Annotated in this window: 24 protein-coding genes and 2 tRNA genes; 16 read left to right on the plus strand and 10 right to left on the minus strand. The window is 63.0% G+C overall.

The genetic code is table 11. The annotated features are described in order from the left end of the window. Nucleotides 1–97 precede the first annotated feature (97 nt). A complete protein-coding gene (greA, locus tag CLU91_RS00595) occupies nucleotides 98–574 on the plus strand; it encodes a transcription elongation factor GreA (RefSeq protein ID WP_010397233.1) in 477 nt (158 codons plus the stop codon). Beyond that, complete coding sequence (locus CLU91_RS00600) at nucleotides 574–1,017, plus strand: DUF4149 domain-containing protein (RefSeq protein ID WP_198521197.1); 444 nt, start codon at nucleotides 574–576, stop codon at nucleotides 1,015–1,017. The genes greA and CLU91_RS00600 overlap by 1 nt, the downstream gene beginning before the upstream one ends. A gap of 180 nt (nucleotides 1,018–1,197) precedes the next feature. Here the strand turns inward: CLU91_RS00600 and CLU91_RS00605 are convergent, their stop codons facing one another. Next, complete coding sequence (locus CLU91_RS00605) at nucleotides 1,198–1,668, minus strand: YhbY family RNA-binding protein (protein WP_010397237.1); 471 nt, start codon at nucleotides 1,666–1,668, stop codon at nucleotides 1,198–1,200. Between the two features lie 42 nt (nucleotides 1,669–1,710). Here CLU91_RS00605 and CLU91_RS00610 point away from each other — a divergent pair, with 42 nt between their 5' ends. The 6 genes from CLU91_RS00610 (at nucleotide 1,711) to CLU91_RS00635 (ending at nucleotide 7,133) form a co-directional block, all read left to right on the plus strand. Beyond that, nucleotides 1,711–2,394, plus strand: a complete 684-nt coding sequence (locus CLU91_RS00610; RefSeq protein WP_100872535.1) for an RlmE family RNA methyltransferase — start codon at nucleotides 1,711–1,713, stop codon at nucleotides 2,392–2,394. A 202-nt stretch (nucleotides 2,395–2,596) separates the two neighbouring features. Then, entirely contained in the window at nucleotides 2,597–4,480 is a 1,884-nt protein-coding gene (ftsH, locus tag CLU91_RS00615) for an ATP-dependent zinc metalloprotease FtsH (RefSeq protein ID WP_100872536.1), read from the plus strand. A gap of 114 nt (nucleotides 4,481–4,594) precedes the next feature. Next, nucleotides 4,595–5,428, plus strand: coding sequence for a dihydropteroate synthase (folP, locus tag CLU91_RS00620; protein WP_100872537.1), 834 nt, complete (start codon nucleotides 4,595–4,597; stop codon nucleotides 5,426–5,428). 40 nt (nucleotides 5,429–5,468) lie between these two features. Beyond that, complete coding sequence (gene glmM, locus CLU91_RS00625) at nucleotides 5,469–6,806, plus strand: phosphoglucosamine mutase (RefSeq protein WP_100872538.1); 1,338 nt, start codon at nucleotides 5,469–5,471, stop codon at nucleotides 6,804–6,806. Between the two features lie 81 nt (nucleotides 6,807–6,887). After that, nucleotides 6,888–6,964 (plus strand) — tRNA-Pro (locus CLU91_RS00630). A 94-nt stretch (nucleotides 6,965–7,058) separates the two neighbouring features. Next, nucleotides 7,059–7,133: transfer RNA gene (locus CLU91_RS00635), tRNA-Arg, on the plus strand. Between the two features lie 71 nt (nucleotides 7,134–7,204). Here the strand turns inward: CLU91_RS00635 and CLU91_RS00640 are convergent. The 3 genes from CLU91_RS00640 to CLU91_RS00650 all read right to left on the minus strand — a co-directional run bounded on the left by CLU91_RS00640 (nucleotide 7,205) and on the right by CLU91_RS00650 (nucleotide 9,009). Next, a complete protein-coding gene (locus CLU91_RS00640; RefSeq protein WP_100872539.1) occupies nucleotides 7,205–7,384 on the minus strand; it encodes a hypothetical protein in 180 nt (59 codons plus the stop codon). A gap of 174 nt (nucleotides 7,385–7,558) precedes the next feature. Then, nucleotides 7,559–8,134, minus strand: coding sequence for an FxDxF family PEP-CTERM protein (locus CLU91_RS28345; RefSeq protein WP_232730571.1), 576 nt, complete (start codon nucleotides 8,132–8,134; stop codon nucleotides 7,559–7,561). Nucleotides 8,135–8,436: 302 nt separating this feature from the next. Continuing rightward, nucleotides 8,437–9,009 carry a GbsR/MarR family transcriptional regulator gene (locus CLU91_RS00650; RefSeq protein ID WP_232730572.1) on the minus strand — a complete coding sequence of 191 codons (573 nt, stop codon included), beginning with the start codon at nucleotides 9,007–9,009 and terminating at the stop codon, nucleotides 8,437–8,439. A gap of 117 nt (nucleotides 9,010–9,126) precedes the next feature. Between CLU91_RS00650 and cydD the strand changes: the two genes are divergently transcribed. The 5 genes from cydD to cydX all read left to right on the plus strand — a co-directional run bounded on the left by cydD (nucleotide 9,127) and on the right by cydX (nucleotide 15,467). Further along, nucleotides 9,127–10,827: a thiol reductant ABC exporter subunit CydD gene (gene cydD / locus CLU91_RS00655; RefSeq protein ID WP_100872540.1), complete on the plus strand. Its 1,701-nt coding sequence runs from the start codon at nucleotides 9,127–9,129 to the stop codon at nucleotides 10,825–10,827. Next, nucleotides 10,824–12,506 (plus strand): amino acid ABC transporter ATP-binding/permease protein, encoded by a 1,683-nt coding sequence (locus tag CLU91_RS00660; protein WP_100872541.1) that lies wholly within the window; start codon nucleotides 10,824–10,826, stop codon nucleotides 12,504–12,506. Before cydD ends, CLU91_RS00660 begins: the two co-directional genes overlap by 4 nt. A gap of 67 nt (nucleotides 12,507–12,573) precedes the next feature. Continuing rightward, complete coding sequence (locus CLU91_RS00665) at nucleotides 12,574–14,151, plus strand: cytochrome ubiquinol oxidase subunit I (RefSeq protein ID WP_100872542.1); 1,578 nt, start codon at nucleotides 12,574–12,576, stop codon at nucleotides 14,149–14,151. Between the two features lie 13 nt (nucleotides 14,152–14,164). Continuing rightward, nucleotides 14,165–15,319, plus strand: coding sequence for a cytochrome d ubiquinol oxidase subunit II (gene cydB, locus CLU91_RS00670; RefSeq protein ID WP_100872543.1), 1,155 nt, complete (start codon nucleotides 14,165–14,167; stop codon nucleotides 15,317–15,319). A gap of 22 nt (nucleotides 15,320–15,341) precedes the next feature. Further along, nucleotides 15,342–15,467 (plus strand): cytochrome bd-I oxidase subunit CydX, encoded by a 126-nt coding sequence (cydX, locus tag CLU91_RS00675; protein WP_070258990.1) that lies wholly within the window; start codon nucleotides 15,342–15,344, stop codon nucleotides 15,465–15,467. A 92-nt stretch (nucleotides 15,468–15,559) separates the two neighbouring features. On the opposite strand, the gene CLU91_RS00680 is transcribed toward cydX, so the two are convergent. Beyond that, entirely contained in the window at nucleotides 15,560–15,739 is a 180-nt protein-coding gene (locus CLU91_RS00680; RefSeq protein ID WP_100876512.1) for a hypothetical protein, read from the minus strand. Nucleotides 15,740–15,903: 164 nt separating this feature from the next. Here CLU91_RS00680 and CLU91_RS00685 point away from each other — a divergent pair, with 164 nt between their 5' ends. Beyond that, nucleotides 15,904–16,638: a hypothetical protein gene (locus tag CLU91_RS00685; protein ID WP_100872544.1), complete on the plus strand. Its 735-nt coding sequence runs from the start codon at nucleotides 15,904–15,906 to the stop codon at nucleotides 16,636–16,638. A 2-nt stretch (nucleotides 16,639–16,640) separates the two neighbouring features. Here the strand turns inward: CLU91_RS00685 and CLU91_RS00690 are convergent, their stop codons facing one another. Both CLU91_RS00690 and CLU91_RS00695 read right to left on the minus strand, forming a co-directional pair. Next, nucleotides 16,641–17,015, minus strand: coding sequence for a DUF1294 domain-containing protein (locus CLU91_RS00690; protein ID WP_100872545.1), 375 nt, complete (start codon nucleotides 17,013–17,015; stop codon nucleotides 16,641–16,643). Between the two features lie 58 nt (nucleotides 17,016–17,073). Then, nucleotides 17,074–17,640, minus strand: coding sequence for a methylated-DNA--[protein]-cysteine S-methyltransferase (locus CLU91_RS00695; RefSeq protein WP_100872546.1), 567 nt, complete (start codon nucleotides 17,638–17,640; stop codon nucleotides 17,074–17,076). Between the two features lie 94 nt (nucleotides 17,641–17,734). Between CLU91_RS00695 and CLU91_RS00700 the strand changes: the two genes are divergently transcribed. After that, entirely contained in the window at nucleotides 17,735–18,484 is a 750-nt protein-coding gene (locus tag CLU91_RS00700) for a nucleotidyltransferase domain-containing protein (protein ID WP_100872547.1), read from the plus strand. On the opposite strand, the gene CLU91_RS00705 is transcribed toward CLU91_RS00700, so the two are convergent. Beyond that, entirely contained in the window at nucleotides 18,481–20,715 is a 2,235-nt protein-coding gene (locus CLU91_RS00705) for a TonB-dependent siderophore receptor (RefSeq protein ID WP_157814525.1), read from the minus strand. The two genes, CLU91_RS00700 and CLU91_RS00705, sit on opposite strands and share 4 nt — an antisense overlap. Nucleotides 20,716–21,041: 326 nt before the next feature. Here CLU91_RS00705 and CLU91_RS00710 point away from each other — a divergent pair, with 326 nt between their 5' ends. Beyond that, a complete protein-coding gene (locus tag CLU91_RS00710; RefSeq protein ID WP_157814526.1) occupies nucleotides 21,042–21,878 on the plus strand; it encodes a hypothetical protein in 837 nt (278 codons plus the stop codon). A gap of 7 nt (nucleotides 21,879–21,885) precedes the next feature. Here CLU91_RS00710 and CLU91_RS00715 read toward each other — a convergent pair whose 3' ends face one another. Next, nucleotides 21,886–22,284, minus strand: a complete 399-nt coding sequence (locus CLU91_RS00715; RefSeq protein WP_100872550.1) for a bacteriohemerythrin — start codon at nucleotides 22,282–22,284, stop codon at nucleotides 21,886–21,888. Between the two features lie 202 nt (nucleotides 22,285–22,486). After that, a complete protein-coding gene (locus CLU91_RS27680; RefSeq protein WP_157814527.1) occupies nucleotides 22,487–22,642 on the minus strand; it encodes a hypothetical protein in 156 nt (51 codons plus the stop codon). Between the last annotated feature and the right edge of the window lie 113 nt (nucleotides 22,643–22,755).

A 22,755-nucleotide genomic window follows, 5' to 3' on the forward strand; every position in this document is an offset into this window, starting at 1 on the left:
AGCAGCGCGCGGCCTCTGTGGTTTTCACTTGGTAAGTCCGTTAACCGTGGCAAAACACGGACAACGGCACCGATAACCAGCAGATAGTAGAGATAACATGACCTCAGTCCCATTGACCAAATACGGCGCAGAACTTCTGAAGGAAGAGCTGCATCATTTGAAGACCAAGGAACGCCGCATCGTCATCGATGCGATCGCCGAAGCGCGTTCGCACGGAGATTTGTCGGAAAACGCCGAGTACGATGCCGCCAAGGAGCGCCAGGCCTTCGTCGAAGGCCGCATCGCCGAGCTCGAAGGCAAGCTGGGCGCAGCGCAAATCATCGACCCGACCGCGCTCGACGCGGAAGGCCGTGTGGTGTTTGCCTCGACCGTGAACCTGGAAGACCTGGAATCGGGCCAGAAAGTCACGTACCAGATCGTCGGCCTCGATGAAGCCGACCTGAAAAAGAACAAAGTGTCCGTGACGTCCCCGATCGCGCGCGCGCTGATCGGCAAGTACGCCGGCGACGTGGTGGAAGTGCAGGCGCCGTCCGGCCCGCGCGAATACGAAATCCTGGAAGTGCTGTACATCTGATGCTCGCCCGCGTGCGCTTCCTCGTTGCCACCCTGTGGGCCGGCAGCCTGTGGACCATCGGCTTCATCGTGGCGCCGACCCTGTTCGGGACGTTGAGCGACAGAGTGCTGGCGGGCAATATCGCCGGCAGCATGTTCCGCGCCGAGGCCTGGCTGTCATTTGCTTGCGCTGTGGTGCTGCTGGCCTTGCTGCAATGGGCGCCCGGCGCGCTGGAGCTCAAGCGCCGCCGCCTGCTGGGGGCGCTGGTGCTGTCCATGCTGGTGTGCGCGCTGCTCAGCCATTTCGGCATTTCGCCGCTGATGGCCGAGCTCAAGGCGCAGGCACCTTCGGGCATCATGGATGATGCCATGCGCAGCCGCTTCGGCATGTTGCATGGCGTGTCGACCGTGATCTTTGCCGTGCAAAGCTTGCTGGCGGGTGTGTTGATCTGGAAACAGCAATAAACGTTGGCGGTGTTGTCGGATTACGCGCTGCGCGCTAATCCGACCTACCGATCAATGCCGTAGGTCGGATTAGCGGCGCCATGGCGCCGCGTAATCCGACAAGCAATAAAAAAGCGGAGCAGGGGATATCCCGTGCTCCGCTTCTTGTTTCAACAGCCTTGCGGCTGCTGAACGACAGGCTTACTTGCTGCCCAGTGCGCTTTTCTTGGCGCTCTTCTGACGTGGCTTGGCACGCTTGATGGAACCGCCTTCGGTAACGCGCTCATTGCCCTTGATCATGACTTTCGTCACGCTGGGGCGCTTGGTGCCGCTGGCGCTGGCCTTGACGATGGTCACTTCGCGCATGCCTTTGCCGGCGCTGACCTTCTCCTTAACCACTTCTTTTTTCGGACGGTAGATTACCAGCAGTTTGCCAATATGTTGTACCGGGGCGGCGCCGAGATTGCCGCAAATCGTATCGTACATTCCGACGCGGGCTTCGCGGTCGTCGCCGAACACGCGGACTTTAATCAGACCGTGCGAATCCAGGCCAAGGTCGATCTCTTTGAGTACAGCAGGTGTCAAGCCCGCTTCGCCAATGATGACGATAGGCTTCAGCGCGTGTGCTTCGGCGCGCAGTGCGCTGCGCTCTACGGGTGTAAGTTTTAGCATAATAATATTTAGTAATTCCCTTAAAAGCAGTATTCTACGCGAATGGCAAAGAAGAAATTAAACAAAAACTGGTTGCACGACCACATAAATGATCCTTATGTGAAGTTGGCGCAAAAAGAGGGCTACCGCGCCCGGGCAGCATACAAGCTCAAAGAAATCGATGAAGACGAAAAACTGATCAAGCACGGCCAGGTAATTGTCGACCTTGGTTGCACTCCTGGCAGCTGGGCCCAGTATCTGCGGCGCAAGCTGGCCGGCAAGGACGGCGGCGGGGTCAATGGTACCCTGATTGGCCTGGACATGCTGGAAATGGAACCGATCGCCGATTTCCACTTCATCCAGGGCGATTTCCGCGAATCTCGCGTACTGCGCCAGCTGGAAGTGGTGTTGCAAGGACGCAAGGTTGACGTGGTACTGTCGGACATGGCGCCGAATCTGTCGGGCATCGCCACGGCCGATGCCGCGCGCATGGAGCATCTGATCGACCTGGCCATCGAATTTTCGCAATTGCATTTGAAGCCATCGGGCGTGTTGCTGGTGAAATGCTTCAAAGACATGGGTTTCAGCCAGATCGTGGAGAAATTCCGCGCTGAATTCAAGGTCGTGGTGCAGAAAAAGCCCAAGGCGAGCCGCGATAAATCGTCGGAAATCTTCCTGATGGGGCGTGGTCTCAAGAATCCGCTGAAAAATGCCGTGCAAGAAGATGATTCCGCCCTTGATATTTAAGCGGGAATCCGCACATGGGAACGAGAAGTGCAGTAGCGTCTGATGGCATAAAAGCCTAAATTGTTTATACTGCATTTTTTTGCGTGAGCGCGGTTTTTTCGCGCGCACGGATCGGCGGGCTTTGGCACGGCCCGCTTATTGCGAGTAAAATCGTGTTTCTAGCTATTGGTAAAGAGATGCGCACTGCATCCAAGGAGTCTTCGTGAATAACATGTTTTCCAAATCTGCCATCTGGGTAGTCGTATTGCTGCTGTTGTTCATGCTGTTCAAGCAATTCGACAGTCATGGCGCCACAGGCGGCAGCAAGGCCATCGCTTATTCCGATTTGCTGGATGAAGTCAAAGCCAAGCGCGTCAAGGATGTCGTGATCGAAGGTTCGTCGATCACCGCCAAGCTGATGGACGACACCAAGGTGCGTACCACCGCCACCAGCCTCGACAAGGGCCTGATCGGCGACTTGCGCGACAATGGCGTGCACTTCGATGTGCGCCCGCCCGAGGAAGCGTCTTTCCTGCAAACTATTTTTGTATCCTGGTTCCCCATGCTGCTGTTGATCGGCGTCTGGGTCTTCTTCATGCGTCAGATGCAAGGCGGCGGCAAGGGCGGGGCATTCTCGTTCGGCAAGTCGAAGGCGCGCATGATGGATGAAGCCAGCAATACCGTCACCTTCGCCGATGTCGCCGGTTGCGACGAAGCGAAAGAAGAAGTCAACGAAGTGGTCGACTTCCTCAAGGACCCGAGCAAATTCCAGAAACTGGGCGGCCGCATTCCCCGCGGCGTGCTGATGGTCGGTCCTCCGGGCACGGGTAAAACCCTGCTGGCGCGCGCCATCGCCGGCGAAGCCAAGGTGCCGTTCTTCTCGATTTCCGGTTCCGACTTCGTGGAAATGTTCGTCGGCGTGGGCGCTTCCCGCGTGCGCGACATGTTTGAAAACGCGAAAAAGCATTCGCCATGCATCATCTTCATCGATGAGATCGACGCTGTCGGTCGTCACCGCGGTGCCGGCATGGGCGGCGGCAATGACGAGCGCGAACAGACCTTGAACCAGTTGCTGGTCGAGATGGACGGTTTTGAAGCGAACTCCGGCGTGATCGTCGTGGCCGCCACCAACCGTGCCGACGTGCTCGACAAAGCGCTGCTGCGTCCGGGTCGTTTCGACCGCCAGGTGTCCGTCGGCTTGCCCGATATCCGCGGCCGCGAACAGATCTTGAACGTGCACATGCGTAAAGTACCCATCAGTACTGACGTGAAAGCCGATATACTGGCCCGCGGCACCCCTGGTTTCTCGGGCGCCGACCTGGCCAACCTGGTCAACGAGGCAGCCCTGTTTGCCGCCCGCCGCAGCAAGCGCCTGGTGGAAATGGCCGACTTCGAAGACGCGAAGGACAAGATCTACATGGGTCCTGAGCGTAAATCGATGATCATCCGCGAGGAAGAGCGTCGCAATACGGCTTACCATGAGTCCGGTCACGCAGTGGTGGCGAAATTGCTGCCAAAAGCCGATCCCGTGCACAAAGTGACGATCATGCCGCGCGGCTGGGCCCTGGGCCTGACCTGGCAGTTGCCGGAACACGACAACTTGTCCGCCTACAAGGACAAGATGCTGGAAGAAATTTCCATCCTGTTCGGTGGCCGCATCGCCGAAGAGATTTTCGTGGGACAAATGTCCACGGGCGCGTCGAACGACTTCTCGCGTGCCACCAAGCTGGCCCGTTCCATGGTGACCCGCTTCGGCATGTCCGACAGCATGGGCGTGATGGTCTACGAAGACAGCGAAAACGAAGGTTTCTTCGGTGGCGCCACCAAGACGATCTCGGAAGCGACCCAGCAAAAGGTCGATGCTGAAATCCGCAACATTCTCGACAAGCAATATGCTTTGGCGCGCACTTTGCTGGAAGGCAACCGCGACAAGGTCGAAATGATGACCAAGGCCTTGCTGGAATGGGAAACCATTGATGCAGAACAAATCAATGACATCATGGCCGGCCTGGAGCCGCGTCCACCGAAAGTCATCCCGCCACGCCGCAATGCGGGCGGTGATAGCGGCACGGGCGGCATTTCGCCCAACGTGACGGCACCAGCCTGATAACGGCCGCCCCGACGGGCGGCACGCAAGGGTATGGCAAGAACGAGGGTAAGGAGCGATCCTTGCCCTTTTTCGTTGCCGCGCCAGATTTTCATGACGACTACAAAGATTCACATGCGACACTATTTGCAATTCGGCCGTTTCGGCTTCAACCTGTCCGGCACGCAGGCGCTGGTGATGGGTATCCTGAACATCACGCCCGACTCCTTTTCCGATGCGGGCCAGTATCAACTGCTTGAATTTGCCCTCTCGCGCGCCGAGCAGATGATGGTCGACGGCGTCGACATCATCGATATCGGCGGCGAATCGAGCCGTCCCGGCGCGCCACCCTTGCCGCTGCAGGACGAGCTTGCGCGCGTCATGCCGGTGCTGTACGCCTTGCGCGACTGCGGCAAGCCCCTCTCCGTCGACACGTATAAACCCGAAGTGATGCGCGAAGCCATCCTGGCAGGCGCCGACATGATCAACGACATCAACGCTTTCCGCGCGCCGGGCGCCATCGACGCCGTGCAGGACAGCGACTGCGCGCTGTGCATCATGCACATGCAAAACGTGCCAGAAACCATGCAAGCCCAGCCCCAGTATGAAGACGTGGTGCGCGAAGTCACCGACTTCCTGCGCGAACGCATCGACACGCTGACGGCGGCCGGCATCGCCCGCGAGCGCCTGTGCGTCGACCCCGGCTTTGGCTTCGGCAAGACGGTGGAGCAGAACTATGCCTTGTTGCGCGCCACGCGCCACTTGCGCAGCGAGCTGGGCTTGCCCGTGCTGGCGGGCCTGTCGCGCAAGTCGATGATCGGCGCCGTCACGGGACGTCCCGTCGAGCAGCGCCTGGCCGGCAGTGTTGCCGGTGCGCTTGCTGCGGTAGCGCAAGGTGCAGAAATTATCCGTGTGCATGATGTAGCTGAAACCGTCGATGCGCTGAAGGTCTGGCGCATGGCACACTGAACCAGTAAGATCTATCATAAACAACAAAAAGAGAAATACAATGACGCGTAAATATTTTGGTACCGATGGCATCCGCGGTCTGGTGGGCACGGCTCCGATCACCCCCGATTTCGTCATGCGCCTCGGCTATGCGGCCGGCAAGGTACTGGCCAAGTCGCAAGGCGGCAAGGCACGCCCGACGGTGCTGATCGGCAAGGACACGCGCATTTCCGGCTACATGCTGGAAGCGGCGCTGGAAGCGGGCCTGTCGGCCGCCGGCGTGGACGTGATGCTGGCCGGCCCCATGCCGACACCGGCGATCGCCTACCTGACGCGGGCGCTGCGCCTGTCGGCGGGTGTCGTCATCTCCGCCTCGCACAATCCCTATCACGATAATGGCATCAAGTTCTTTTCCAGCCAGGGCACCAAGCTGCCCGACAGCGTGGAACTGGAAATCGAAGCGGCGCTCGACGAGCCCATGGCCTGCGTGCCGTCGGACAAGCTGGGCCGCGCCAAGCGCCTGGACGATGCCCAGGGCCGCTACATCGAATTTTGCAAGAGCACCTTCCCGAACGAGTTGGACTTGCGCGGCCTGAAGATCGTCGTCGACTGCGCGCATGGCGCCGCCTACCATATCGCGCCGCACGTGTTCCATGAGCTGGGGGCCGAAGTCATCGCCATCGGCAACAAGCCCGATGGCTTCAACATCAATGCGGGCTTCGGCGCCACGGCAACCAAGGCCATGGCCGAAGCCGTCGTCGAGCACGGTGCGGATCTGGGCATCGCCCTCGATGGCGACGCCGACCGCCTGATCATGTGCGACGCCACGGGTCGCCTGTATAACGGCGACGAGCTGTTGTACGTCATGGTCAAGGACCGGCTGGCAACGGGCCCCGTGGCGGGCGCCGTCGGCACTTTGATGACCAATATGGCGCTGGAAGTATTGTTCAAGCAGCAGGGCATCGGCTTTGCGCGCGCCAAGGTGGGCGACCGCTACGTACTGGAAGTCATGAAGGAAAAGGGCTGGATACTGGGCGGCGAGGGCTCCGGCCATCTGCTGTGCCTGGACCGCCATACGACGGGCGACGGCATCGTTTCCGCGCTGCAAGTCTTGTCCGCGCTCAAGCGCAGCGGCCAGAGCCTGCAGCAATGCCTGGCCGAACTGGTGCTGTTCCCGCAAACCCTGATCAACCTGCGCGTGGCGCCCGGTTTCGACTGGCAGAAAAATGCCGCCATGGTGGCCGAGAAAGAACTCGTCGAGGCCGAGCTGGGCGACACGGGCCGCGTGCTGATCCGCGCCTCGGGCACGGAACCGCTGATCCGCGTGATGGTCGAGGCGAAAGACAAGGACAAGGCCGAGTCGATGGCGCGCCGCATCGCCGACAAAGTCGGTGTGTAAAAGCAAGCGCCGATAGTTTTTTCCATCTAATTCGTCTATGGCAATTGACGAAATTGGATGGGGGCGTTATTATCTTGTCTTCGGAGTGTGGCGCAGCCCGGTAGCGCACCTGGTTTGGGACCAGGGGGTCCAAGGTTCGAATCCTTGTACTCCGACCAAAGTCATAAGCGGGCTGTCAGAAATGACAGCCCGTTTTCTATTCCGCGCTGGCATTTCATTGCTGGCGCGCATGGACTAAAATACTGCACCTTTCCGCCCATCGTTCAACGGATAGGACAACGGTCTTCTAAACCGTGAATGGGGGTTCGATTCCCTCTGGGCGGACCAGTTTCATACTGGCCACGGCTTGCGCCATGCGGCCGCCATCTTTTCTCTTTCCTGTCTGTCAGCACGCGGCCCTAAGGCTGCGCAAACAGCACCTCGCTCAGCAAATACAACAGCGGCACCGCGCACAGCAGCGCCGAGCATAGCGAAACGATTTTTCTGTTGGCCAGTCGGGCCAGACGCAGCCGTTCCCGCACGGGCAAGTGCTGGCGGATCACGCTGCGCGCGCGTGGCTGAAACGGTTGTTCGTGCATGAGTTCTCCCTCGTCGGTCAGCAGTTGATGCTGTCGAGCATAGCGAGGGGCGTCTAAAGATGGTGTAAACAGTGGGCCTGGCGCCGCAAGCGCGGCGTAAAGAGGCGGCTGGCATTGAGGGCGGCAGCGGGCGCTGCTGCGCCGCTGCCGTTATGGGGCTTGTTATTAGGCTTGTTATGGGACTTGCTTTCCCTCGCGGCGGCGTGCCAGGAAGCCCAGCATGCCCAGGCCGGCGAGCAGCATGGCATAGGTTTCAGGTTCCGGCACGGCGGAAATGAAGGCCCTGTAGTTGCTCAGATCTTTGGGCAGGCCCGCCACCGTGAAAGTGGTGCCGGCGGCCACGGGTGCGTCCCAGTGGAACACCAGTTCGCCCTGGCCGAAGTGGATGGCCAGATAGTCATAGGCGGCCGCGCTCGTATAGGAATTGACGCCACCGCTCCAGCCTGCAGTGGTGCCGGCAGTGCAGCCCGAGGTGGCGTTGTCGCAATACGAGACGGCGGCGCCCAGGCTGGTGCCAAACACGCCATTGATGTAACCCTGGACGTCCGAAGGATCCTGTGGCACCAGGTTGTCGTCATAATATTTCACCTGCAGTGCCGGCGATGGCGAATAAGTGACGGTGCTGCCGGCGATGACGAAACCGCTGGCCGGGCCCACATCCACCCAGGTGGCCGCTTGCGCCGCACTTGCCAGTACGGTCATTGCGGCCAGCATGGATGCCTTGATGGCAATGCTCTGTATGCTTTTCATGAAAATCCCCTTGTGCTTGAGACAGTCGCTTCATAATGTCGGGACGCGCCCCTGCATGCCGGGGAAGTCATCCTATTGCCCGTTTTTATCTATTTCCTGTGCGTAGCGAGTACGCAAATGAAAGCTTACTCTTGATGTAAACTAATACAATTTTAATAATTCTATTGGTTTGCTTGACAACATCGCATATGGCTATGTACGGCTGTGCTAACGATAGCCAACATGACGTTGGGAAATGGCGTGACAAGACGCCCCAGTTTGTGCTGGCGGCGCCTTGGGCAGGGGGAGGGGAGGCGGGTGCGTCAGTCGCTGTTGTTGCTGACGCCAAACAGACGGTCTTTGGCGTTGAGCAATTTTTGCACCTTGGCGCCCATTTTCATCAGCTGCGCCATCGATTCGGGCGACAGGCGCTGCAAGTCGTCGAACCAGGTGTTGGCCAGGTCGACCAATTCATACATTTCGCGCATGCGCTCCTGCGCATATTGGTCGACGGGTTCCGTGGCCGGCGCCAGCAGCGATTCGCGCAGCACCGTCAGCGTGGGCGCCACTTCGCGGCGGCGGCGCTCGGCGGCCACCACGCGGAAGATTTGCCACACATCGCCCAGCGAGGAAAAATACTCGCGCCGGTCGCCGGGAATGCGCGACTGGCGTATCAAGCCCCAGCCCTGCAATTCCTTCAAGCCGATGCTCACGTTCGAGCGTGAAAAACTCAGGTGTTCCGCGATTTCGTCTGCGTGCAAAGGATGCTCCGCGACAAACAACAAGGCGTACACTTGCCCCACCGTGCGGTTAAAGCCCCAGCGGCTGCCCATCTCGCCGAAATGGCTGACGAAGGTCAGGATCAGCGGCGTCATGTGGATATTTTGAGTTTTCATAATTATCTGAATTTTTTCACGCCACACCCGCAGGGTCAATTGATATATGTCATGTTTCGCAGTATTATACAAAATATCGAATTTACAGAAAATTCTGAAAACTCAAAAAGTATAGAGATGCCGACCACGCCACTGTCTTTACCCCGCTTTCTCCTTCCCCGCGCCGCCAGCCTGGCGCAAGGTGGCGCCGCCTTGTTGTGGCTGCCACAAGCGGCCTTGCTGGCCTGGGCCGTGCAAGCCATGCTCGATGGCGCGCCGTGGCGCGCGGCCCTGCTGCCGGCCGCTGGCGTGCTGCTGCTGGGCGTGCTGCGCGCAGGCGGCGAAGCGTGGGGCGCGCGGCGCATGTACGCGGCGGCGCGCGCGCACCTGTCCACCTTGCGCGCGCAAGTGGCGCAAGCGCTGGCGCACCGTTCGCCGCTGGACCGCCAGCGCGCGCAGTCGGGCCAGGCGGCCAGCGTCATCGCCGAGCAGGCCGAAGCCATCGTGCCGTACCTGGTGCGCTACAAGCCGGCGCGCTGGAAGGTGATGCTCGTGCCGCTCGTGATCCTGGCCGTCGTCACGCCGCTGTCGTGGATCGCCGCCTTGATCCTGCTCATCGCCGCGCCCCTGATTCCCGTCTTCATGGCTCTGGTGGGCATGGGTGCGCAAGCGGCCAGCCGCGCGCAGATGGTGGAAATGGGCAGCATGAACGCCTTTCTATTGGACCGCCTGCGCGGCCTGGCCACCCTGCGCGCGCTCGACGCCGTCGACGCCACGGCCGAACGGCTCGACGCCTCGTCGCAATCCGTGCGCCGGCGCACGATGGTGGTGCTGCGCATCGCCTTTTTGTCGTCCGCCGTGCTGGAACTGTTTTCCGCGCTGGGGGTGGCCATGGTGGCGGCCTTCATCGGCTTTTCACTGTTGGGCAGCATCAATTTCGGCACCTGGGGCCGTGAGCTGAGCCTGGGGCAGGGCTTGTTCATCCTGCTGCTGGCCCCCGCGTTCTTCGAACCGCTGCGCGAACTGGCCGCCGTCTGGCACGACAAGGCGGCCGGCGAAGCGGGCCTGGCCGGCCTGCACGACCTGGCGGGCGAGGGCGTAGCCCTGCCTGGAGCCGGCGTGGCAGCGGCTGCCGTGTCCGCCGCCGCCATGGCGGTGGCACCGCCACCGGCCGTCGAACTCCATCAACTGCGCTTTGCCCACCCCGGCGAAGCGCCCGTATTCGAGCGCTTCGATTTGACGGTACATGCCGGCGAACACGTGGCCCTGCTGGGCGCCAGCGGCGCCGGCAAGACCACCTTGCTGTCGTTGCTGGCCGGCTTGCTGCCCGCCAGCGGCGGCGAGATCCGCATCGGCGGCGTGCGCCTGACCGACGGCACCGTCAATACCTTGCGCCAGCGCATGGCGTGGATGGGCCAGCGCCCGCACGTGTTTGCCGCGTCCGTCAGCCAGAATGTGACACTGGGCCGGGCAGATGCGAACGCCGCGCAGGTGACGCAGGCGCTGCACCTGGCCGACCTGGCTAGCGTGGCGCAGGCGCAGCCGGCCGTCATGCTCAGCGATGGCGGCCAGGGCTTGTCCGGCGGCGAAGCCGTGCGCCTGGCGCTGGCCCGCGTGGCCCTGCATCCGCATGCCGATTTGCTGCTGGTCGATGAGCCGACGGCCCACCTGGACAGCGAAACGGCGGCGCGCGTCACGGATGCCTTGCTGGAATTGGCCAAGGGCAAGACGATGATCGTTGCCACGCACGACCCCGTGCTGGCCGGCCGGCTGCAGCGCACGGTGCAGGTCGATGCCCTAGCCCTGGCACAGGAGCACGAACAGGAACAGCCGGCATGAAAAATTCACTGATACACAACCCCGTCCTGCGGCAATTGCTGCTGGCCCAACCCGGCAAGCTGATCGCCGGCGCCTTGCTGGCGGCCCTGACGGCGGTGGCCGGCATGGCCTTGCTGGGTTTGTCCGGCTGGTTCATCACGGCCACCTCGATTGCCGGCCTGCATGCCTCTACGGCCATCGTGTTCGACGTGTTCGGCCCGTCGGCCGGCATCCGCCTGCTGGCCATCGGCCGCACGGGCTCGCGCTATGCGGAGCGGCTCGTCACGCACGACGCCACGTTCGCCGCGCTGGCCAGCATCCGCGTGCGGCTGTTCCGTGGCTGGTCGCGCCCGGAAGCGGCCAGCCGCTTGCTGCGCCAGCCCGCCAGGCTGCTGTTCCGCCTGACGGCCGATATCGACGCGCTCGAATCGCTGTACTTGCGCCTGCTGGTGCCAGCTTTTACGGCCCTGTGCGTGGCCTTGCTGGCCGGCGTGGCGCTGGGCGTGATGCAGTGGCAGCTGGGCCTGGGCCTGGCTGCGTGGCTGCTGCTCGCCGGCGGCGGCATCAGCTGGGCCGTGGCGCAGCGTGCCCGCCGTCCCGCCATCGTGCGCTCGCGCGCCATCGAAAAATTGCGTTCCGGCACCATCGACCTGGTGGCCGGTCAGACGGATCTGGTGATGGCGGGCCGCATCGACGCCCAGTGCGCGGCGCTGGCGCAGATCGACCGTTCGCTGGCGCAAGCCGATTTTGCCCTGCTGCGCCTGGAAACGGCGGCCGGCGCCGCGTATGGCGTGGCGGGCAGCGCGCTACTTTCCGGCGTGCTGCTGGCCGTGGCCGCGCTGGTGCAGCAGCAAACGATGAGTGTTCCGCTGGCGGCCTTGGCCCTGCTGATCGCCCTGACGGCCGTGGAACCGTTCGCGGGACTGCGCCGCGGCGCGCTGGAAGCGGGGCGCATGCTGCTGGCCATGCGCCGCCTGGCGCCGCGCCTTGACGGCAATGAGGTGGCGCTGCCGCGCTTTGATGCCGCACCGGGCTTGCGCCTGGAACACGTGAGTGCTGCGCATGCGGGCAGCCAGGTCGCCATCTTGCATGACGTATCGCTGCACATCGCCGACGGCGAGCGCGTGGCCTTGATCGGCCCCAGCGGCGCGGGCAAGTCCACCTTGCTGGCCCTTGCCGCGCGCGAGCTGGCGCCGCTGTCGGGCAAGGTGGCCGCGCCGCGCGCCTGTTTGTTCACGCAGAAGACGGAACTATTTCAGGACAGCTTGCGCGACAACCTGCGCCTGGCGGACCCGTCCGCCAGCGATGCGCAGCTGTGGGCGGCGCTGCAGGCAGCCGGCCTGGACGAGGAAGTGCGCGCGTTTGCGGACGGCCTGGACACCATGCTGGGCGAGGGCGGCCTGGGCTTGTCGGGCGGCCAGGCGCGGCGATTGGCGCTGGCGCGGCTGTTCCTGCACGAATCGAGCTTGTGGCTGCTGGACGAAGCGACCGAAGCGCTCAATGCGCAGGTGGCCATCGACGTCCTGCGGCGCCTGCGCGCGCGCAGCGAAGGACGCAGCTTGCTGATCGCCACCCACTTGCGGCGCGAAGCGGCGCTGGCGGACAGGCTGGTCAGCCTGCGCGATGGCCGCATCGTCGGTGACGCGCGCCGTGGCACAGCCGCCTTCGAGGCGGCGCTAGCGGGATTGCGGGGGGACTGACGGGCAAGCGGTCAGTATTTGAAAGGTAGCAAGTTTACACACAGTAGGGAAACACCAAGGAAATCATATGGACTTCGATATTGTCGCTTTATCCAGACTGCAGTTCGCGCTGACAGCTCTGTACCACTTTATATTTGTTCCGCTGACGATAGGCCTGTCAGTGATCCTCGCCATCATGGAAACGGTTTACGTGATGACGAACCGCCCCATCTGGCGCGACATGACCAAGTTCTGGGGTGTCTTGTTCGGCATCAACTTCGCCATGGGTGTGGCGACGGGCATCGTCATGGAATTCCAGTTCGGCATGAACTGGAGCTACTACAGCCATTATGTGGGCGACATTTTCGGCGCGCCGCTGGCCATCGAGGGGCTGATGGCCTTCTTCCTGGAAGCGACCTTCGTCGGCCTGTTCTTCTTCGGCTGGGACAAGTTGTCGAAGCGGGGCCACCTGATCACCACCTGGCTGGTGGCCATCGGCTCGAACTTCTCGGCCCTGTGGATTTTGATCGCCAACGGCTGGATGCAAAATCCCGTCGGCGCGGCCTTCAATCCGCAGACCATGCGCATGGAAGTGACGGATTTCGGCGCCGTGCTGACGAACCCCGTGGCGCAGGCGAAATTCGTGCACACGGTGTCGGCCGGTTACACGGCGGCGGCCATCTTCGTGCTCGGTATTTCCGCCTGGTATCTGCTGAAGGGCCGCCACGTGCAGCTGGCCAAGCGTTCGATGACGGTGGCCGCCTCGTTCGGCCTGGCCGCCACCTTGTCGGTGGTGGTACTCGGCGACGAAAGCGGCTACCTGTCGTCCGAACATCAGAAGATGAAGCTGGCCGCCATCGAGGCCATGTGGACCACGGAGCCGGCGCCCGCCGCCTTCACGGCCTTCGGCTTCCCTGACGCGCAAGCGCGCGAGACGCATTACGCCGTGCACATCCCGATGGTGATGGGCTTGATCGGCACGCGTTCACTGTCGACGGAAATCCCCGGCATCGAGCAGCTGGTCGACCGTGGCGAACTGCTGATCAAGGATGGCATCAAAGCGTATGACGCGCTGCAAACCATCCGCAGCGTGGCGCCGGGCGCCCCCGTGCCGCAGGACGCGAAGGACGTGTTCGAGTCGAAAGGCCAGTCCATGGGCTATGCCTTGTTGCTGAAACGCTATGTCGACGATCCGCGCCAGGCCACGCCCGAGCAGATCCGCAAGGCCGCGCTCGACACCGTGCCGCCCGTGGGGCCCTTGTTCTGGTCCTTCCGCGTGATGGTGGGTCTGGGCATGTTCTTTATCTTGCTGACCGGTACCTTCTTCGTGCTGTCGACGCGCCGCACCCTGGACAAGCACCGCTGGCTGCTGAAGCTGGCCGTGTTCGCCATCCCGCTGCCGTGGGTGGCGATTGAAGCGGGCTGGATCGTGGCCGAAGTGGGCCGCCAGCCGTGGGTCATCGAAGGCGTGCTGCCAACGGCCGTGGCCGTCTCGAACCTGGGCGCGACCACCTTGCTCATCACCATTGCCGGCTTTGCCGCCATCTACACCGTGCTGCTGATGATCGAAATGAAGCTCATGCTCAAGGCCATCCGCAAGGGGCCGGAAGAGACGGCGCCGGGCCCCGTGCCAGCGGCCGCAGCCATTCATACTCAACGCGCCTGAGGAGGGCCAGACCATGATTTTGCATGAAATGATTTCGTATGAAACCCTGCGCCTGATCTGGTGGCTGCTGATCGGCATCCTGCTGGTGGGCTTTGCCATCACGGACGGCTTCGACCTGGGCACGGGTATTTTGCTGCCCTTCGTCGGCAAGACGGACCTTGAGCGCCGGGTCGTCATCAACAGTATCGGTCCCGTGTGGGAAGGCAATCAGGTGTGGCTGATTCTTGGCGGCGGCGCCATCTTTGCCGCCTGGCCGCAACTGTACGCCGTCTCGTTCTCGGGCTTTTACCTGGCCATGTTCGTCATCCTGGTGGCGCTGATCGTGCGTCCCGTGGCGTTCAAGTTCCGCAGCAAGCGCGAAGATCCTCGCTGGCGCGCGCGCTGGGATGCGGCCCTGTTCGTGGGCGGCTTCGTGCCGGCCCTGATCTGCGGCGTGGCGATCGGCAACGTGCTGCAAGGCGTGCCGTTCCGTTTCTCGCCGGACATGCACATCTTTTATGACGGCACCTTCTTTGCGCTGCTCAACCCGTTTGCGCTGCTGTGCGGCCTCGTCTCGGTGGCCATGCTGGTGATGCACGGCGCCACCTGGCTGCAGCTGAAAACGGATGGTGCCGTGGCTGAGCGGGCGCGCCGCTACGGCAGCGTCGCGGCGATTGCCACGGTCGTGCTGTATGCGGCCGCCGGCGTTGCCCTGTGGCTGTGGGTCGACGGCTATCGCATCAGCAGCACTGTGGTGGTCGACGGTCCGTCGAACCCGATGCTGAAAACGGCGCAAGTGCACGTGGGCGCCTGGTTCCTCAACTTTGCCGCCCATCCGTGGACCTGGATCGCTCCGGCCATCGGCTTGCTGGGACCCCTGCTGGCGTTCGCCTTGCTGCGCGCGCGCCGCGAAGTGCCTGCCTTGCTGGCCAGCGCGGCGGCCATCGCCGGCATCATCCTCAGCGTGGGCGCGGCCATGTTCCCGTTCATCCTGCCTTCGTCGATCGACCCGCGCGCCAGCCTGACGGTGTGGGATTCCTCGTCCAGCCACATGACCCTGTTCATCATGCTGGTCGTCACGGCCGTCTTCATTCCCCTCATCGTGGCGTACACGACCTGGGTATATAAAGTGCTGTGGGGTAAGGTTGACGGTAAAGCCATCGAAGACGACAGCGGTCACGCCTACTAAGAATTTACGAAAGGATATAACTATGTGGTATTTCGCCTGGATACTGGGTCTTCCGCTGGCGGCGACCTTCGCCGTACTCAATGCGATGTGGTATGAAATTGCCGATGGCGACACGACGCCGGAGCAGTACCGCGACACGCCGAAGTAGGCGCATGTCGGCTTGACTGTCCCCGTCCGGCGCGATGGTTTTACCATCGCTGCCCGGCGGGGTTTTTTTATTCGGCATGTGGCCGGTGGCCGTCAGGCTGGCGTCTTGCTCGGCGGTTTCGGCACGGCCACGGCGATCGGGTCGCTGGCCGGAAAGCTTTCCTTCAGCGCTTCATCGAGCGCTTCCTCGGCATGGCTTTCGCTCGCTGGCGTGGGCGAATCGCGCTCCGGTGGCGGGGCGGGTGCGGTGGCGGCGTTGGTGCTGGAATGCATGATGATCTCCTCGCGGTGGTGCGCCATGCTGCCGAGGTGGCCGTGGCGCGTGCTGCTGTTTCCAGCCTAGCACATCGCGCAGGAAGGGCGCGCCGGATGCGCCTGCCGAAGCGATGGCGGCGGCGTCTGCTACACTGCGCTCCACTTTCATCGACGGAACTGCCATGACTTCCCTTTCTTTGCCATACCGCGCCACCGCCACCCAAGCCTGTGCCTGGCTGGCGCAACAGACGGGCACGCCGTGGACCCTGGCGCGCCTGCTGGAGCAGGGCGGCTTGCCGTATGTCTGGCTCGATTACAGCGACGCCTGGGCCGAGCTGTTCCATGACGGCGTGACGCGCTACGCGGCGCCCGTCGTGTTCATCGGCGACAAAGAGCACCTGGCTTCGGGGGCGGACGCTTCGGGTGCGGACGATGTGTGGCTGCGCTTTACGCGCGACTCGGGCAATATCGCCATCGAACTGAAGGCGCCGGGCTTGCGCGTGCCGCTGGACGGCTTGCACTTCCAGGAGCGTGACTTATTGCGCTTGCTCAAGGAGTTGCAGCATCCGCAGCCCGATGAAGGGCAGGCGGACAAGGCGCCCGTGGTCTTGCCCAGCGCCTTGAAGGGCTTGGGCCGCGAGCAGATTTTGCTGGCCTTTGCCGGTGTGGGCAAGGTCGACCTGGACAAGGGCATGGCCAGCGGCGTGGGTATCTTTGGCGACGATGGCGCGCGCGTGCGCAAGAATTCGCGCGGTGGCAAGAATAGCCATTTGTGGCATCCGGTGACCTTGGCGTTTGGCTTGCACGACGTGCACCGCGTGCCGATGGCGCATCTGAAAAAGGCGTTCGCCACGCAACCCTTGCTGCGCGAATGGAAGGCGGACTGGCTGGAATCGCTGCGCTTGCTGGGCGAGTGAGCTTACAGTTCGATGGGCGCCACTTCCGTGCCGATGTCGGGCGCCGCGTAATGCATGCTGAAATACACGAAAGCGCCGATATTGAGGGCGACCGTGATCCAGAACACGATGCGGAACGAGCGCTTGCTAGACTTGTGGCGCAGCCATTGCTGGGCCAGCACGGCGCCCGGCCAGCCGCACAGCAGTCCCAATAGCAGCAAGGTGCGCTCCGAGGTGCGCCAGCGCCCTTGTTTGGCGGCCGACTTGTCGATCGCATAGGCGACGAAACAGCCGAGGCTCAGCACGCCGTACACGAGGGCGACCAAGGCGGGGATGTGGAAAAAGAACGTGGCCAGCAAATACAGAACGACAAAGAACAGGATGGCAAGGTAGGGCATAGGATGTGGTGGCTTGAGCGGGGGCGTGAGTATCCCACATGGAGAGCGATGCCGCTGTCTAAAATAAACAGCCTTGCGCCATATCAACATGCACGGCGCGGCGGCGGGCGTGGCCCGTCTTCAGCGCCTCGCGGTCACTGGACAGGGCGATGCCTTCCAGCGCCAATAACGTTTCCTTGGCATGCAGGCCGCCCGCAAAGCCCGTCAACTCGCCCGTGGCGCCGATGACGCGGTGGCAGGGGGCGATGATGGAAATGGGATTCTTGCCGTTGGCGGCGCCCACGGCGCGCACGGCGGCGGGACGGCCGATCTGGCGCGCGATCTCGCCATAGCTGCGCGTCTGGCCGTACGGTATGGTCAGCAGCGCGCGCCAGACTTCCTGCTGGAATGGCGTGCCGGCAAAATCGAGCGGCACCTCAAAACGCTGGCGCGTGCCGGCAAAATATTCAGCCAGCTGGCGCGCCGTTTCCCGCAGCACGGCGCTATCGTCATCGACGCGCATGTCGCCCAGTCGCACGCGGTTGGGCTTGTCGTTTTCCCACAGGATGGCGGCCAGGGCCGCGCCGCGCGCCACCAGGGTCAGCTCGCCCACGGGCGAAGGCACCACGATGCAGTCGTATTCCATGTTGGTTCCTTGATCAGATGGCGCCAGTGTAGCAGGCTGGCGGCAGCCTGCGTATTGCGTGTAGGATAGTGTTTTTCGGCATGGAGCACCGGCTTTGACGACGATCCCCACTTATGACGCCATCCGCGCGATTGCCGTGCGGCTGGTGCAGGAACACTATCCCACGGCCGTGGTGGCCATCATCGGCGGCTCGTTTGCCACGGGCCGGCAGACGGCTACTTCCGATATCGATTTGCTGCTGCTGTTCGACCACGTCGACTGCGCCTGGCGCTCGACCATCGCTGCCGAAGGGCGCACGGTGGAATTGTTCGCGCACGACATGGCCACGTTCACGTATTTTTGCAAGGAAATGGATGCGCCCGGCGGCACGGTGCCGCTGGCGATGATGGTGCTCGAAGGCGAGAACATCGCCGCACCCGGGCCGCAGCACGCGCAGCTGCTGGCGCTGGCGCAAGCATTCGCCGCCGCCGGGCCGCCCATGCTCGACGCGGAGAACTTGCAACGGCGCCGCTACGCCATCACCACCGCGCTGGAAGACCTGGTCGACAGCCGGCACCCGGGCGAGGCGCTGGCCGTCGCCTGCCAGCTGTACGAAGCGCTGGCGGACCTGCACTTGCGCGCGGCTGGTGTATGGAGCGGCGGCGGCAAGCACCTGTTCCGCTGCCTGCAGGCATTTGACGCCGCCATCGCCGCGCAGCTCGACGGCGCCTTGCGCTTGACGGCGGCCGACTTGCCAGCCGGCCAGCGTGCCTTCGAGCAAGTCACCGCCGCCGTGCTGGCGCCCGTGGGCGGGCCCTTGCTCGATGGCTTTACCTTGCCGGCGCCCGCGCACTGGCGCGCTTAGAAAGCCGTGCGCACGGCCAGGCTGATGTTGCGCGGCTCGCCCCAGAATACGCCGTCGAAGAAGCCCACGTTGCGGTAGTACTTTTTATCGAGCAAGTTATTCACGTTCAGCTGCACGCTGGCGTGGCGGTTGATGGCATAGCTGGCCATGGCGTTGACCAGCGCATAGCCGGCCTGCGGGATATTCGTCATCTCGCCCGATGGCGGACGGCCGTACCACGATTCGCTGTAGGTGGCGCTTTGCGCCGTCATGCTGGCGCCCGCCCTCAGGCCGGCCAGGCGGCCGTCGAAGCGGTAGCTGGTGGCCAGGCGCAGCAAGTGGCGCGGCTGCGTGGTGGCGGCGCGGCGGCCATCGGCCTCGGCCGCGTGCAGATAGGTATAGCCGCCGCTCGCTTCCCAGGCGGGCGTGATCTGGCCGGAGACGTCGAACTCGACGCCCTTGGCCGTCACGCCGGTGCCATTGGCCACCATGGCCTGGCCGCCGTCGGGCAGCAGGAAGCCGGGCGCTACCGTGCGGTCCAGCTCGGCCATGTTCTTTTTCTTCGTGTGGAACAGGGCGGCCGACGCGTTCAGCTTGCCTTCATAGAATTCGCCCTTGATGCCCAGTTCCGCATTGTCGCCCGTTTCCGGCGCCAGGAACTGGTTGTTGCGGTCCTTGCTCGTCTGCGGATTGAATAGCTGCGTGAAGCTGGCGTAGGCCGAATATTGCTTGTTGATATCGAACACGGCGCCCACGTAGGGCGTGACTTCATTGCGCGTTTCCACGAAGTCGCCGCTGCCCGTGTACGCGCCACGCTTATCGTAGCTGCGCGTATCCGTGCGGTAAGTACTGCTGCGCGCGCCGATGATGACGTGCAGCGGGTCGGCCAGGCTCAAGCGCGTGGCCACGTAGCCGCCTGCCAGGCGCGTGACGGCTTCCGTGTGCGAGCCGTCCGGGTGGAACACGGGGCGGGGGATGTTGCCCGTCCAGTTGCGGTAATCGGGGACGAAGTCCGGGTACTCGATTTTTGCCTTGCCGCCCAGCGAGCGGGCGCGCTGGTTGCCGCCGTTCCAGCCGACGATGGCCGTATGCTTGCGCCCCAGCAAGGTAAATGGGCCGCTGGCGTACACGTCGAAGTTGTCGCCCGTGGTCTTGCCCGGGCCATAGGCGCCCGTCCACAGGAACATGCCTTCGCCTGTGGCCGGATCGGGCTTGCCGCCGCCCGCATAGGCGACGGTGGTGCGGTTCGTGCTTTCCGTGCGCGCATAGCCCAGGTGCATATTCCAGTTGCCGGGCAGGCGCTGGTCCAGCGACGTGAATACCGTGTGCTGCTTGTTGGCCCAGGTGCTCCACGGCGTCGTGAGGCTGGTGTTGCGCGGCAAGTTGGCCAGGCTGCCATCCGCATTCCAGTAGGGCACGGCGCCCCAGGTGGCGCCTGTGGGCTGGTTGTCCTGGAAGTCGACGCCGGCCGTCAGCAGGGTGCCGGGACGCACGTCCGCCTCAAGGATGACCATGCCGACCGTCTTGCGTTCGTGATACATGTCCAGGTAGGAATCGCGTTTTTGCCACGCCAGGGACGTGCGGGCGCGCACGCTGCCCTCCGCGTTCAGGGGCGTGGACAGGTCGGCTTCGAATCGCTGGTCATCCCAGCGACCCATGATGAGGCCGGCGCTGGCCTGGAACTCCTTCGTCGGCCGCTTGCGTATCATGTTGATGGTGGCCGACGGGTCGCCCTTGCCGCCCATCAAGCCCGTGGCGCCGCGCACGACCTCGATGCGGTCGTACAGGATGGTGTCTTGCAGCGGCGCATTGCCGCCGCGCGCCATGCCGTCGATCTGGAGATTGTTGATGCCGAAGCCGCGCGCATAAAAGGTCGTGCGCTCCGTATCGTTCTGGCCCACCTGGATGCCCGTCGTCTGCGCCAGGGCCTGGTCCAGGCGCACGGCGCCCAGGTCGTCGAGCAGCTGGCGCGTGATGACGCTGACCGATTGCGGCGTTTCGCGCAAGGTCAGTTCCATGCGCGTGGCGCTGCGCGCTTCGCCAGCCGTGTACGACTGCGTGCCTTCCGTCGTCGCCGTCGACTGGCCTGTCACGGTGACGGCCGGCATGGTGACGTCGGCCGCAGCGGTATCGGCGGCCTGCGCCGGCAGGGCCGCGCCAGCGGCAAGGCTGAGCAGGCTGATGTGTAGTAAGCGGGGGAGGGGGCGCAAGGCGGGCTGGCGCGAAGAAGGGAAGACTGTCGTTGATTGCATCATTTTCCTGGGATATTTTTAGTCGTGTGTTTTCCTATCTCGTCTGGCGAGGTGCGCAGTAGCTGGGGGGGGATGGCATGACGCTGGCCCGTGGTCTGGCTTGGATAGCAGTTCCACCGCAAGGCCCGGCGCGGTCGGGCAGTGGAAAAGAAGGCGCGCGATTCCCCTCACTTTTGTGAATAAGAATCATTATCAATATAGGCTGTATTTGCCAAATAATCAAGCGTGTGCACCAACAGAGTGCGGCAGGCCAAGCGAGGCGCATCGTCCGGCCTTCTGCGATAATGCAGGCGCTGATAAAATATTTTCCTCATTGAAAGAAATGCATGCGTACATGGATCGCTTGTGCCGGATGGTTGTGTGTCGTGTCGCTGGGGCAAGCCCAGGAACACGCGCCGCCGGCTGTTCCCGCGCCGCTGCAGAGCGCCAGCGTGCAGTCCGCCACGGATGCCGCATCCGCCCCATCTGCTGCGCCGACGGTAGCGGCGCCCGCAGAGGACGCCTTGCCTTCGCAAACGGTGACGATCACGGCCAACAGCGACGCCAAGGCGCCGCGCATCCGTTTCACGGCTTACCGCGAGAGTTATCTGACGGCCAGGAAAGTGTGGCAAGTGTCGAGCGGCAGCGTGGTCATGGCCCTGCGCCTGATTCCCGCCAAGCTCAGTGCCACCATCGACGATGTGCGCGTGGCCCTGCAAGGCAATGGTGCTGCCGTGCCGATCAAGGTGTCCGCCGGCGGCGTGTTTGTCGTGCCGCTCAACGACGACATCGCCGCGCAAGATGGCACTTTCCTGGTGAACAAGGGCAGGGGCGAGTTGACGGCCAATATCGTGCTCCAGCCATCCGTGGCGCGCGATGCATGGAACGTCACGCGCGTGGGGCAAGTCTTGCACGACGCGCGGCGCGCCGTGCGGGCCATCACGCCGTGGTACAAGCGGCCGTTCGCCAGCGATGTGCAATCGCTGGCCTTTTGCGCCACCGAGCGGGGCAGCGCCTTGCAGCTGATGGATGGCGAGCAACTGATCGCCACCTTGCCCATGAATGAGGCTGCCGTCAACGACATCAAGCAGCCCGTGTTTTGCAAGATTTTCGACGGCGAAGACAAATACCCGGGACATTACCGCGTCGTCCTGCCCGAGCAAGCCACGGTGCTGCTGCTGTAATTAGCTGCTAGTTCGGCTGGCGCTGCACCAGCTCCAGCGCCGCCGCCAGAGCCAGGTCCATGGTGGCCTGATGGAAGATCAGCCATTGCGGCAGCAGCGACAGCGCATGGCGTCCCTGTTCCAGGTCGCCTTCATCGACGGCGGCCCACGCATGGTGCAAGCCGCTGAGCACGCGCGCATGCTGTTCCCGGTGATTCGCCAGCGAGGGGAAGGCGATTTGTTCCATCAAATCCTCTTCCTCGCGGAAATCGCGCTCGACGGCCGCAATCAGCTCGCGAAACGCCACGCTGAAATGCTGGTCGCTCAACTTGCCCAGCCGCGCCAGCTCCTGAAACAGCGCCTCATGCGCCTCGTCGATGGCGGGAACGCCCAGCGCCATCTCATCTTTCCAAGCCGATATACCCATGCCGATACTCCCGGTTAAGTCCGTCGCGATGCGAAGCGGACTGTTCCAGTGTGGACGCGGCGACGCTTCAAATCCATGACCTGAATCAAAAATATGGTAAAGAGGGGGAGGGGGAGGCACAGAGAAATGAAGGAAAACGGGGAACAAATCCCCATCCGCAATAAAGCGGTTCTAAATGAGGCAAGCTGCTACCTAGCGCGTCTTATTGCCGAGGCCAATGACTCCACATGGCATGGGCATCGACATTCGGCACCAGCATCTGCTGTCCGGCCGACGTCTGCATCGCGTCGCGCAGCACGAGGGGCACGAGCAGCAAGGCCGACAGGGCAAGGCAGGCCAGCACTTTGAGCGTCAACATGGTCGTCTCCCGGTGTCCCGGTGGCGGCGCGGGGATGCGGCGCCTGCCGGTCACTTCCTATGTACTTCCATGCTTGCAGTTTAGTTCATCTGATTGAAACTTCAACTAATTGC

The sequence above is a fragment of the Janthinobacterium sp. 64 genome, from assembly GCF_002813325.1.
Lineage (GTDB): Bacteria > Pseudomonadota > Gammaproteobacteria > Burkholderiales > Burkholderiaceae_D > Janthinobacterium.

Bases quoted from the DNA above. Each gene is read 5' to 3' on its own strand.
- CLU91_RS00695 (WP_100872546.1), bottom strand. From the start codon at position 17,640: ATGGAATACGACTGCATCGTGGTGCCTTCGCCCGTGGGCGAGCTGACC.
- CLU91_RS00640 (WP_100872539.1), bottom strand. From the start codon at position 7,384: ATGCACGAACAACCGTTTCAGCCACGCGCGCGCAGCGTGATCCGCCAG.
- greA (WP_010397233.1), top strand. From the start codon at position 98: ATGACCTCAGTCCCATTGACCAAATACGGCGCAGAACTTCTGAAGGAA.
- glmM (WP_100872538.1), top strand. From the start codon at position 5,469: ATGACGCGTAAATATTTTGGTACCGATGGCATCCGCGGTCTGGTGGGC.
- CLU91_RS00685 (WP_100872544.1), top strand. From the start codon at position 15,904: ATGACTTCCCTTTCTTTGCCATACCGCGCCACCGCCACCCAAGCCTGT.
- CLU91_RS28345 (WP_232730571.1), bottom strand. From the start codon at position 8,134: ATGAAAAGCATACAGAGCATTGCCATCAAGGCATCCATGCTGGCCGCA.
- CLU91_RS00690 (WP_100872545.1), bottom strand. From the start codon at position 17,015: ATGCCCTACCTTGCCATCCTGTTCTTTGTCGTTCTGTATTTGCTGGCC.
- CLU91_RS00605 (WP_010397237.1), bottom strand. From the start codon at position 1,668: ATGCTAAAACTTACACCCGTAGAGCGCAGCGCACTGCGCGCCGAAGCA.
- CLU91_RS00680 (WP_100876512.1), bottom strand. From the start codon at position 15,739: ATGCATTCCAGCACCAACGCCGCCACCGCACCCGCCCCGCCACCGGAG.
- CLU91_RS00610 (WP_100872535.1), top strand. From the start codon at position 1,711: ATGGCAAAGAAGAAATTAAACAAAAACTGGTTGCACGACCACATAAAT.
- CLU91_RS00650 (WP_232730572.1), bottom strand. From the start codon at position 9,009: ATGAAAACTCAAAATATCCACATGACGCCGCTGATCCTGACCTTCGTC.
- CLU91_RS00705 (WP_157814525.1), bottom strand. From the start codon at position 20,715: ATGCAATCAACGACAGTCTTCCCTTCTTCGCGCCAGCCCGCCTTGCGC.
- folP (WP_100872537.1), top strand. From the start codon at position 4,595: ATGCGACACTATTTGCAATTCGGCCGTTTCGGCTTCAACCTGTCCGGC.
- CLU91_RS00660 (WP_100872541.1), top strand. From the start codon at position 10,824: ATGAAAAATTCACTGATACACAACCCCGTCCTGCGGCAATTGCTGCTG.
- CLU91_RS00710 (WP_157814526.1), top strand. From the start codon at position 21,042: ATGCGTACATGGATCGCTTGTGCCGGATGGTTGTGTGTCGTGTCGCTG.
- cydD (WP_100872540.1), top strand. From the start codon at position 9,127: ATGCCGACCACGCCACTGTCTTTACCCCGCTTTCTCCTTCCCCGCGCC.
- CLU91_RS00600 (WP_198521197.1), top strand. From the start codon at position 574: ATGCTCGCCCGCGTGCGCTTCCTCGTTGCCACCCTGTGGGCCGGCAGC.
- cydB (WP_100872543.1), top strand. From the start codon at position 14,165: ATGATTTTGCATGAAATGATTTCGTATGAAACCCTGCGCCTGATCTGG.
- CLU91_RS27680 (WP_157814527.1), bottom strand. From the start codon at position 22,642: ATGTTGACGCTCAAAGTGCTGGCCTGCCTTGCCCTGTCGGCCTTGCTG.
- cydX (WP_070258990.1), top strand. From the start codon at position 15,342: ATGTGGTATTTCGCCTGGATACTGGGTCTTCCGCTGGCGGCGACCTTC.
- CLU91_RS00665 (WP_100872542.1), top strand. From the start codon at position 12,574: ATGGACTTCGATATTGTCGCTTTATCCAGACTGCAGTTCGCGCTGACA.
- CLU91_RS00715 (WP_100872550.1), bottom strand. From the start codon at position 22,284: ATGGGTATATCGGCTTGGAAAGATGAGATGGCGCTGGGCGTTCCCGCC.